Annotated in this window: 11 protein-coding genes; 9 read left to right on the plus strand and 2 right to left on the minus strand. The window is 69.6% G+C overall.

From position 1 onward, the window contains the following. Position 1 precedes the first annotated feature (1 nt). Positions 2-958 (plus strand): hydroxymethylbilane synthase, encoded by a 957-nt coding sequence (gene hemC, locus RN729_RS03470; protein WP_310782287.1) that lies wholly within the window; start codon positions 2-4, stop codon positions 956-958. Here the strand turns inward: hemC and RN729_RS03475 are convergent. Both RN729_RS03475 and RN729_RS03480 read right to left on the minus strand, forming a co-directional pair. Then, complete coding sequence (locus RN729_RS03475) at positions 948-1,583, minus strand: HmuY family protein (protein ID WP_310782288.1); 636 nt, start codon at positions 1,581-1,583, stop codon at positions 948-950. The genes hemC and RN729_RS03475 overlap by 11 nt on opposite strands. Before the next feature lie 37 nt (positions 1,584-1,620). Beyond that, positions 1,621-1,848: a hypothetical protein gene (locus RN729_RS03480; protein ID WP_310782289.1), complete on the minus strand. Its 228-nt coding sequence runs from the start codon at positions 1,846-1,848 to the stop codon at positions 1,621-1,623. A 140-nt stretch (positions 1,849-1,988) separates the two neighbouring features. Here RN729_RS03480 and RN729_RS03485 point away from each other — a divergent pair, with 140 nt between their 5' ends. From RN729_RS03485 to RN729_RS03520, 8 genes are all read left to right on the plus strand, one after another. Then, positions 1,989-2,858: a P-loop NTPase gene (locus RN729_RS03485; RefSeq protein WP_310782290.1), complete on the plus strand. Its 870-nt coding sequence runs from the start codon at positions 1,989-1,991 to the stop codon at positions 2,856-2,858. Beyond that, positions 2,855-3,298, plus strand: a complete 444-nt coding sequence (locus RN729_RS03490) for a PCP reductase family protein (protein ID WP_310782291.1) — start codon at positions 2,855-2,857, stop codon at positions 3,296-3,298. Before RN729_RS03485 ends, RN729_RS03490 begins: the two co-directional genes overlap by 4 nt. Further along, positions 3,298-3,549 (plus strand): ferredoxin, encoded by a 252-nt coding sequence (locus RN729_RS03495; protein WP_310782292.1) that lies wholly within the window; start codon positions 3,298-3,300, stop codon positions 3,547-3,549. Before RN729_RS03490 ends, RN729_RS03495 begins: the two co-directional genes overlap by 1 nt. Next, positions 3,546-4,496, plus strand: a complete 951-nt coding sequence (locus tag RN729_RS03500; protein ID WP_310782293.1) for an ABC transporter ATP-binding protein — start codon at positions 3,546-3,548, stop codon at positions 4,494-4,496. Before RN729_RS03495 ends, RN729_RS03500 begins: the two co-directional genes overlap by 4 nt. Then, positions 4,493-5,200, plus strand: a complete 708-nt coding sequence (locus tag RN729_RS03505) for an ABC transporter permease (protein WP_310782294.1) — start codon at positions 4,493-4,495, stop codon at positions 5,198-5,200. Before RN729_RS03500 ends, RN729_RS03505 begins: the two co-directional genes overlap by 4 nt. A gap of 211 nt (positions 5,201-5,411) precedes the next feature. Further along, positions 5,412-7,646 carry a universal stress protein gene (locus RN729_RS03510; protein ID WP_310782295.1) on the plus strand — a complete coding sequence of 745 codons (2,235 nt, stop codon included), beginning with the start codon at positions 5,412-5,414 and terminating at the stop codon, positions 7,644-7,646. Between the two features lie 47 nt (positions 7,647-7,693). Then, on the plus strand, positions 7,694-9,055 hold the full coding sequence (locus RN729_RS03515; protein ID WP_310782296.1) for a radical SAM protein: 1,362 nt from the start codon (positions 7,694-7,696) through the stop codon (positions 9,053-9,055). Next, a complete protein-coding gene (locus RN729_RS03520) occupies positions 9,052-10,872 on the plus strand; it encodes a cytochrome ubiquinol oxidase subunit I (protein ID WP_310782297.1) in 1,821 nt (606 codons plus the stop codon). Before RN729_RS03515 ends, RN729_RS03520 begins: the two co-directional genes overlap by 4 nt. The last annotated feature ends 9 nt before the right edge of the window (positions 10,873-10,881 follow it).

Below are 10,881 nucleotides of genomic sequence, written 5' to 3' on the forward strand. Positions count from 1 at the left end.
GGTGTCCCTCGTGGTCGGGGCGCGCCGGTCGCCGCTCTCCCGGGCGCAGGCGGCCTGGGTGGGAGACCGACTGCGCGAACGCTGGCCGAAGCTGTCCATCGAATACCGATTCATCTCCACCGCCGGGGACCGCGATCCCGGGACGCCGCTGCCGGAGATCGGGGGCAAGGGGCTGTTCACGGAGGACCTCGAACGCGCGCTCCGGGAGAGAGAGATCGACGTCGCGGTGCATTCCCTGAAGGATCTGCCGGCCGACCTCCCCGATGGGTTGATGCTGGGCGCGGTCCCGTCCCGCGAAGATCCGCGGGATGTGCTCGTAGTCCGGGATTCGCTCCATTCCGCCGCACCGGATGACGGCCGGGGCGACGTCCTCCGGCGCCTGCCCGCCGGCGCGCGGGTCGGCACGTCTTCGCTGCGCCGCGCCGCGCAACTGCGCGCCTCCCGTGCCGACCTCGATCCGCGGCCGATCCGCGGGAACGTCGACACGCGGCTCCGCAAGCTGAAAGACGGCGGCTTCGAGGCGCTGGTTCTGGCCGCAGCCGGGCTCCGTCGCCTGGGCCTGTGGCCGCCCGGTGCACACGCCCTGGACGACGGCTGGCTGCCTGCCCCCGGACAGGGCGCGCTCGGGCTCCAGTGTCGGGCCGGCGAAGACGACATGGCTGCCCGCGTGCAGGCGCTCGACGATCCGACCGCCCGACAGGAGGTCACGGCCGAACGGGCGCTCCTGGCGGCGCTCGAGGGGGGGTGCCGGGTCCCCATCGCGGCCCGTGCGTTTCCGCGGGGGGAGGACCTGTGCCTTCGCGCGGCCGTCTACGACGTGGACGGCGGCCCGCCGGTCGAAGGCGTCGAGACAGGGCCTCGCTCGTCGGCCTTCGCCATCGGCCGGGGTCTGGCGGAACGCATGCTGGAGGCGGGTGCGTCCCGCCTCGTGGAGCGGGCGCGGCGGCTCAGCCGGTGAGGCGGCGCGAACCGTCCGCCTGGTATCCGTACACGAGGGTCATGCACCCCGGCGTCGCCTGCGGACAGTAGTAGCTCAGGATCCTCAGCTTGGCGTAGCGCCCCTCCGCGGTCCGGATCACGTACGTCTCGTCCTTCGGCTCGAGGAGGTGGGAGAAGAACCCGTACCGATACCAGCGCTCGAGCCCGGGCGTCGCCGGGCCATCCTCAAGCGCGCGCTCCGTCGTTGCATACCCGGACGCCGGGGCCTCGGTCACCGCTTCCCACGGCACGCCGATGGCGATGGCCCCGCCGGCCCCGGGATACCCCGTTCCGCCGTTCACGATGACGTGGTAGCGGTTGAGCGCGAGATCCCAGCCCGCGAGCGGCCCATCCACCGCGCTCCTCTTGTCGAAATCGAAGTGGACCCACTGCGATCCGTCCCGCGCATCGATCGTCACGGTATCCACCACGAACCCATCCACCGGAGGCTGCGGGGCGATGGGCGTGGGGATGAACGTCAGCGGATCGGGTCTTACGAACGAGCCGGCCACGACGACGGCGATGACGAAGAGGAACGCGGCCCCCGCGACATACAACACGACCGGCCGGCCTCCGCCCGCCCGTTCCTCGCTCCCGTCACGCACGCCGTCTACCGAAGCGTCGCGCCGCCGAACCTGCGCCTCACCGCTCCCGGCGCCACGGAGAGTCGCGCCACGTTCCGCTGAGGAACCTGGTCAGGTTGGCGAGATAATAGGCCAGACCGGCCGCCGCGAGGGCGAAGGCGACGCCGATGAGCAGCGCCCCGACGCTGCCGGTGCTCGCGAAGATCCGGAACTCCCACGCGGCGAAGACGGCGCAGAACACGATGGCCGTGGCGATGAGGAAGCGGTGAAAGCCGATGATCGACATGGGACGTTCCGTTCACGGTGGACGGCGCTGGAACCGTCACACATCGTACGATGACGGGGCGAACCTCGAAACGTCGTCCCGGTGACGCTATCGGTGATGCTGTTGACCCTTCACAGGCCCGGTGGGAGCTTCCACCCCCGATGAACTCCGGAATCCGCACCTATCACGAAGTCGACGAACTGCCCTCGGATCTTCCCGATCAGATGGCGGCGCAGGACGAGCGCGTGTCCGCTCGACTCGCCTCCGTGGCACGGGTCGTCGCCGTGATGAGCGGCAAGGGCGGGGTGGGGAAGAGTCTCGTCTCCGCCCTTCTCGCGACGGCGATGGCCCGTCGGGGGCGTCGCGTGGGCCTGATCGACGCGGATCTGAACGGTCCCAGCGTTCCCCGCCTTCTGGGCATCGAACCGGGGACGCTCGCGGAGGGACCGGACGGACTCGAGCCGCCCACCTCGCCGGCGGGGGTGCGCGTCATGTCGATGGGGCTCCTCCTGGAGCCGGAGCGGGCCCTCGCCTGGCGCGAGCCCGCCGACGCCGGCTTCGTCTGGCGCGGCGCCCAGGAGCGCGGAGCGCTGCGGGAGTTCATCGCGGATGTCGCCTGGGGGGAGCTCGACGTCCTCCTCGTCGATCTCCCGCCGGGTACCCAGCGCCTCGCCGAGCTGCACGTCCTCGTCCCCCAAATGGCGGGAGTCCTCACGGTCACGATCCCGAGCGCGGCTTCGCGCGACTCCGTAACCCGCTCGCTCGACATGGCGCGGACACGCGGCCTGCGCCTGCTGGGGGTGATCGAGAACATGTCGGGAATCCTCTGCGGCGCCTGCGGCAGCCTCGTCCCGCTGCATGCCGGAGAGGCGGGCGAAGATCTTGCGGAGGGCTTCGACGTCCCGCTTCTCGCCCGCCTCCCCTTCGACCCCGAGTTGGGGGCCGCCGCCGACGGAGGCCGCCTCGATCCGTGGGTGGACGGGACGGGGCCCGCGGCGGAGGCGCTCGGGCGCCTGGCGGAGCAGCTGTGAAGTTCCTCTGCCTCGAATGCGACCGGCAGATGGCGTTCGACGAACGCGCCGTGCCGGGCGACGGCACGATGGCCGCCGTCTTCAAGTGCCCGGACTGCGGGCGGAAGACGGCGATGCTGGCCAACCCCATGGAGACGCAACTCGTCAGTTCCCTCGGTGTGAAGGTGGGCGGCCGCACGGTGCCCGACGCGAACTTCGAGGGCATTCGCAGCGGGGTGGCCACAGGCAGGGAGGAAGCGTTCGAGCCACCCCCCGCGGCGAATCCGGGGGGCGTCCGATGGAGTGTGGAGGCGGTGGAGCGGCTCGGTCTCGTCCCCTCGTTCGTCCGGGGGATGGTGAAGAAGATCTACAGCGACTACGCCAGGGAGCGGGGGATCGAGGAGATGACCCCCGCCGTCATGGACCGCGCACGCACCGATCTCGGACTCGAGGGGATGTGATGGAAGGCGCTCCGGACCCGCTGATCGAACGGGAGGTTCACGGCGTGCGGGCCGTAGTGGACCGCGACCTGTGCGTCGGGTTCGGTGACTGCATCGAGGAAGCGCCGGAGGCGTTCGATCTCGACGAGGATGGCGTGGCCGTGTTCACGACCCCCGAGCATGCGTCACGAAAGCGTTTCCTGGAGGCGTGCGCGTCCTGCCCCGTCGATGCGATCACCGTCTGGGAGGACGGGATCGAGATCGTCCCTTGACGCGCCCCGCCGTTCCGGCGCTCGTCGTGGCGCGGGGCGTCAGCTACACCTACCCCGATGGGAGTGCCGCCCTTTACGAACTTTCGCTCGAGATCCGGGACGGAGAACGACTCGGACTCCTCGGCCCGAACGGGTGCGGCAAATCGACCTTTCTCCGACTCCTCGCGGGCGACCGGGTCCCGGGCCTCCGGCGAGATTCCTCGGTGGACGGTGCCCGACAACGCTGGCTCGCCCCCGATCAGCCGGCCCTGCGGTCCTGGCTCAGCGGGCGCGAGAACGCGGCCACGCTGCTCGAACTTCACGGCGGGCGGCCCCGGCAGGCCCGGGCCGCGGCCGACGCCTGGATCGAGCGCTTCGGCCTGTCGGGCGACGCGAACCGTCCTGTCGGCACCTATTCGAGCGGGATGCGTCGGCGCCTCGCCCTCGCCGTCGCCTTCGGCGTGCGACCCCGGCTGCTCCTCCTGGACGAACCGCTGGCCGGCCTCGACCCCGAAGGCCGCGCGGCGTTCGCCGCGGCCCTCGCCGACCACCGGGCCGCCGGAGGCGCCACGGTGCTCTCCGTCCACGACCCGGGCTTCGCCGCGGCGCACTGCGACCGCGTGGCCTTCATCGTCGACGGGCGTTGCGAGGTGGCGGACGCTCCCGCCCGGCTCCTCGAACGGATCGGGATCCGCCCGCGGGTCGAGATCCGCTTCCCGGCGGGAGGACATCCCGACCGCGCTGCCCTCGAGCCGGCCCCGGCGGGCGTGCGCCCGGTTTCGTGGGGTGAAGGCAGCCTGCTTCTCGAGGTCGGAGACCCGAGCCGGGCCCTCCCGGAGACGCTCGCGTGGGTTCTGCGCGCCGGAGCCTCCGTCGCCTCCGTGAACGTGCGGGAACCCGGCCTCGCGGACGCCTTCGTCATCCTGACGGGGCGGGATCTCGAGGAGACAGCGAGGGACACAGCGTGACGATCTGGCGTCTGGCGTGGCGTTCGGCGCTCGCGCGGCGGCGGCTCTTCGCCTGGAACGTGGCTGTGCCGCTGCTCCTCCTCACGCCGGTCGCGTTGAGCGAAGCGGCGGCGCCGCACCGCGTCGCCGTGTTCGGCGTGTTCATCGTCTTCTTCGGCGCGTTCGGCTCGGCGATCCCGGCCGTGCGGGATACGCGGGACGGCTGGCTCGACGAGATCCTGCGCGCGGGGTATCCGGCTCCCCGCTGGCTGCTGGAGAGGACTCTGGCCGGGACGGCGATCGACACTCTGCAACTCGTTCCGACCCTGTTCGTCCTCCTGTGGTCGGCCGGCGGCCTGCGGGCGGTTCCCGCCGTTCTCCTCGCGACCCTCGCGACGCTCTGGTTCGCCAACCTCCTCGGCCCTCTCGTCGCCGCCGCGGTGCGGTCCCTCGCCGAGGCCGCCCTCGCTTCCGCGGCGCTGTCCCTCCTCCTCCTGCACTTCGCCGGCTTCTTCCGGACGCCCGCGCCCGGCTGGACATCCTTTGTCGCCGACTGGAACCCCTACACCCCGCTCCGGGCCGCCCTGGGGGCCGCCGTCGGGCCGATTCCGGTGGACGATTCAGTATGGTTTCGCAGCCTTTTCGTCGCGGCCGGCCTCACCTTCGGGGCCGCGGTTTTCGCGCCGGATTGGAGCCGCCGCCTCCGCTGGCCAAGAACCTGGTGACCGCGTTTGACTTTCCCCGTGGTCAACCGCAACTTCTTGGCCCATAAGCGGGGGTCCGGACCTCCGGAGACCCTGAAGGCCTTGAACCAGCATCGCCGAATTCCTTGTCCGTGGCCGATCTTCGCGGACTGCGTATATCCGGGCTTCGCACCCGGGCGAGGCTGGCGCGAGCAGCGTGAACCGGCCGCAGCACGCCGTCCAACGGAGCGCCATGTATCGAGAGGTATTTGTCCCGGTCGATAACTCGCGCGAGTCGGATTGGGCCGTAGACCGCGCCATCGAACTCTGCGCCCGCTTCGGGGGCCGCATCACGGGCTCCCACGTCTACGCCGCGCGCCTCCACGACATCCGCTTCCGCCAGCTCGAAATCGGGCTCCCGGCCCAGTTCCAGGAGCCGGCCGAGATCCGCAGGCAGCGCAAAATCCACGACAAGCTGATCGAGAAGGGGCTGCAGCTCATCTCCGACAGCTTCCTCGACCAGCTCCACCGCCGCTGTACCGAAGCCGGCGTGACCATCACGCGCCAACTTCTCGAGGGCATCAACTACGAGGAGATCATCAACGAGGCGAACCGCGGCAGCGGCCGTCTCCCGAGCCTCATCGGCTTCGATCCGAACATCGCCCACAACTACGACGGCAGCGAGAAACAGCGCACCGACGTCAAGCTGGGCGAGAACGGCCGCCTGCTGGCGGAGGACGAGGAGCAGGAGGACAAGCTCGCGGGTACCTCCGGCCGCGAGTACGACCTCGTCGCGATCGGCGCTCACGGTCTCGGGCGGCAGGAGCGGAGCCGGCTCGGCGGCGTCGTCGCGCGCGCGCTCCGCGGGATCGAGAAGGACGCGCTCATCATCCGCGACGAGCGGCCGCTCGAAGGCGGCAAGTGGCTCGTCGGCGTGGACGGATCGGCCTACGCGTACAAGGGGCTGCGGATTGCGCTGGAGATGGCCCGTGAGTACGGCGCCAAGGTCTACATCGCGAGCGCGTTCGACGTGCAGTACCACCACGTCGTCTTCCACAACATCAAGGACGTGCTCTCGGTCCAGGCCTCGAAGGTGTTCAAGTTCGAGGAACAGGAAGAACTCCACAACAACATCATCGACAAGGGCCTCCTCCGCCTCTGCAAGGCGAACATCAAGCGGGCCGAGGTGATGGCGAGCGAGTTCCCCGACGTCGAGATCGAGACCCAGGTCCTCATCGGGAAGCCGTTCGACGCGCTCCTCAAGTGGGCCGAAGAGATCGATCCTTCCCTCATCGTCGTGGCCCGTCACGGCTCGCACCGGATCGAGGGCACGGATCTGGGGTCGCAGGCCGACAACCTCGTCCACCTCTCCGATGCGAACATGCTCCTCATCGGGACCGAGCAGGTGCGTCCGGAGGAGATCCCCTGGATCGAAGAGGACGGGGAGGCCGGGCTCGAGTGGGCGCCCGAAGCGGAGGTGAGGATCCTGCGCGTGCCGCCGTTCGCCCTCGGGATCGCCCGCAAGGCCGTCGAGGAGTTCGTCCTCGAACGCTACGGGCCGGGGAGCCGTTACGCGGCCGCCTTCGTCCCGAATCCGAAGGACGAGAAGAAGTACAAGGCGTCCGAGGCTCCGACGAACGGCACGGCGAGGGTGGCGCGCGAGGCCCTCGAGACGGGCGCCGCGCCTTCGATCGCCGAGGTCGGGCAGGCCGCCAACGGCCGCGCGAACGGCGAGAAGGCGGAACTCTGGAACCGTGACCAGTTGCCCGTCGTGACCAACGAACGCCTCGACGAGGCGATCAAGAAGCTCCTTCCGACTCACATGCAGCTCGTGATGGGGATCGGCGATGCGGAGGAACTCGCCCTCGCGGAGGTGAAGGCGGGTGAGGCGATGAAGCGCACCGTCGTGGAGACGAGCGACGCCGACGCCTTCGAGGCCCCCCTCCCCGTGATGGCGAAGTGTCCGGTCACGGACAACCAGATCCCCCGCGACCGCACGGACGCCGACCCGATCGTCTGGACCCACGAGGCATTCGAACGCCTGGGGCGCGTGCCGCTGATCGCGCGTCCCCTCGCGCGAAACACGGTGGAGCGCTTCGCCCGCGACCAGGGCATGTGGCGCGTGACGACGGTCGTGATGGACGAGAACAAGGACGCGATGATCGCGGCCGACGAGTTCGACCTCGACACGATGCTCGTGATGTTCAACGAGTTGAAGGCGAAGCAGGCGCGGGCCGAGGCCGCCGGCGTCGACGGGATGAGCGAGGAGATGAAGCGCTTCATCGAGGAGGCGAAGGCCTCCGGGGTGACGCGCTGTCCCATCCGCGACATCGAGCAGCAGGCGGAGGACTGTCCCGTCGACTTCAAGATGGTCTCGCCCGACGATGCCCGCGCCGCGGTCGAAAAGTTCGCGCGCACGGAACTCGGAGAGGAGACGGGAGCGGAGCAGAGCGGTCCCGCTTCGGAGCAGGGATCGCGCCCGAAGTGACCGGGGCCCCGCTGGCCGCGGAAGCTGTCGCGCACCGGAGCCCGGCCGTGCCCGGTTCGCTATGGGACGGCGGCCCCGCCGCCGCGTCGCCGCGCACCGAACCCGATGTCGCCATCCCGCACGTTGTCGCCTGGAACCTGACGCGCCGCTGCAATCTCGCCTGCTCCCACTGCTATATTTCCGCCGGATCGTGGCACGCGGCCGACGACGAACTCGACACCGCGGCGTGCTTCCGGGTCATCGACCAGGTCCTCGAAGTGAGTCCATCCCCCCTCCTCATCCTCAGCGGGGGGGAGCCGCTCGTGCGCTCCGATCTCGAGGAGATCGCGTCGTACGCCTCCGAACGCGGCGCCACCGTGACGGTGGGCACGAACGGCACCGGACTCACCGATGAACGCGTCGCCTCGCTCAAGGCGGCCGGCGTGCAGGGGGTCGCCCTGAGCGTCGACTCCCTCGACCCGCGTTATCACGACCGCTTCCGCCACGGGGAAGGCGCACTCGAAGACACGCTCGCCGCCGTCGACCGGCTGGCGGAGCACCGTCTCGACTTCCTCATCCAGTTCACGGTCACGCGCGGGAACCGGGACGAACTCGACGCCATCGCCGCCTGGGCGGATGCGAAGGGTGCCGTCTGCCTCAACGTCTATTTCCTCGTCGAGACGGGCAGGGGAGAGGGCATGCGCGGCCTCGCCCCCGCGGAGAACGACGAGATCGTGGTCCGGCTCGCCGAACTCCAGCGGGACTACCGCGGGCGGCTCATGATCCGCTCCAAGTGCCAGCCGCAGCTCATGCGGCACGTGTACGAACAGGATCCGGACTCTCCGCTCCTGAACTACCGGACGCGCTGCCCCTGCGGCGTCCAGTACTGCCGCATTACGCCCGAGGGCAAGGTGACGCCGTGCCCGTACATGCCGGAGGTGGCCGGCGACCTCGCCGACGCGTCCTTCGGCGAGATCTGGCGCGAGGCGACCGTCTTCCGCCTGCTGCGCGACGGCGAACCGGGCGGAAAGTGCGGCCGCTGCGAGTACCGCGCGCTTTGCGGCGGCTGCCGCGCCCGCGCGTACGCGGTGGACGGCGACCTCCTCGGTCCCGATCCCTCGTGCGCCTACGAGCCGGGGCCCGGCATCGCCGACGCGATCGAGCCGCGCCGGGCGGTCACCTACGGCTCGGCGGCCGAGCAGAAGCTCCAGTGGAGCGCGGAGGCCGAGGCGCGGCTCAGCGCCATCCCCAGCTTCGTGCGCGGCGTGGTGGCAGAGCGGGTGGAGAAATTCGCGCGCGACCGCGGGCACTCCGAAGTGACGCTCGACGTGATGACCGAGGTCCGCCGGGCCATGCCGGTCGACTTTTCGAAACGGATGCCCTTCTTCGCCCGGAGTCGGCGGAGCGCGGGACGGGGGGAAAAGCGATGAAGCGTTGGATGACGCGGGGCGTCGTGACCCGCGGCGTACTGCTCGCCGCCCTCGCACTGGCGGTCGCGCTCCCGCTCCTCGCGCAGGTGCCGGGGCCCGACTACGGGGAATTCAACTTCCTGGGGCTCGACCGTCGCGGTGCGGTCTGGATCGCGGCCCAGCTCCACCTGCTGTTCGCGGCCTTCGTGCTCGGCGTGCCGATGTTCGCCGTCGTCATCGAGGCGATCGGGATGTTCGGAGGGGACGAGAAGTACGACAAGCTCGCGAAGGAATTCACCCGCCTCCTGCTCGTGGCCTACAGCGCGACCGCGATCTGGGGCGCGATCCTCGTCTTCTTCCTCTCGACGCTCTACCCGCGCTTCTGGGCGTACCTCACGGCGATCTTCGCTCCGTCGATGTGGGTGTACGCCGGCCTCTTCTTCCTCGAATCGTTCACGCTCTACCTCTACTACTACGGGTGGGACGCGTGGAAGAAGGGCGCCGCGAAGAAGGTGCACTGGTGCCTGGGGATCATGCTCAACATCTGGGGCACGATCGTCATGTTCATCGCGAACGGGTGGCTCACCTACATGATGAGCCCTCCGGAGGGACTCACGGCGGATACGGCCCCCCAGACCGTCCAGTTGTGGAGCGCGATCAACAACGCGACCTGGATGCCCATCAACATCCACCGGCTGCTCGCGAACGTGGTGTTCGGCGGTGCGATCGTCGGCGCCTACGCGGCGTACCGCTTCCTCACGAGCAGGACCGACGAGGAACGCGCGCATTACGACTGGATGGGCTACACCGGCAACCTCATCGCGATCGGCGCGCTCATCGTCCTCCCCTTCGCCGGGTACTGGCTCGGACGGGAGATCTACGAGTTCAGCCAGCAGATGGGCATCACGATGATGGGCGGCTTCATGAGCTGGCTCTGGATCATCCAGGCCTTCCTCATCGGCATCCTCTTCCTCGCGGGCAACTATTATCTGTGGATCGGGATGGGACGGATCCCGGGGGCCGAACGGTTCCAGCCGTACATCAAGTGGATGCTGCTCGTGCTGGTCCTGGGCGTCATCGTGTGGGCCACCCCGAACACGATGATCGCGGACCGGGACGAGATCGCGGCCATGGGAGGGATCCGGCACCCGTTCCTGCAGGTGCTCGGGGTGATGAGCGCGAAGAACACGGCCGTCAACCTGATGATCCTGACGACGTTCCTCTCCTTCCTCATGTACCGGAGGGCGAACAAGGATCCCGTGGTCCAATGGGCGCGCGCGGGGACGGTGCTGCAGGGGGCGGCCTTCGCGCTGTGCGCCGTCGTCGTCGTGTTCTACGGCGTGTACGGCTACTTCGTGACCGCGATCGTGCGGATCGGCTTCTCCGTCTACCAGGTGCTCGCGGTCCTGGCGACGATCCTGTTCGTCATCGGGATCGACATGGCGATGCTCCGGGGCGCGAAGTCCCGGGGCGAGATCCGGTGGGGGAGGATGCCGGACCGGTCGCAGTACGCGCTCCTGATCCTCGCCGTCACATTTACGTGGCTCATGGGGCTGATGGGCTTCGCCCGCAGCGGGATCCGGCAGCACTGGCACGTCTACGAGGTGATCCGGGACACGAGCGAGCAGGCGTTCACGCCGGCCCTCGGGCCCGCGGCGACGATCATCAGCATCTGCGTGCTCATCTTCTTCGCCCTCGTCGGATTCATATTCTGGCTCGGCGGCCTGGCCGAACGCTCCGTGTACCGCGAAGCCGAGGCGAATGTGAAGGCCGGGCAGGAGGGGCGCGCCGCGCTCGGAGACCCGATGCCGGCGCCCTCCCTGGGCGACGTGGACTAGATGCGGTGC

The sequence above is a fragment of the Candidatus Palauibacter polyketidifaciens genome (genome assembly GCF_947581785.1).
GTDB lineage: Bacteria > Gemmatimonadota > Gemmatimonadetes > Palauibacterales > Palauibacteraceae > Palauibacter > Palauibacter polyketidifaciens.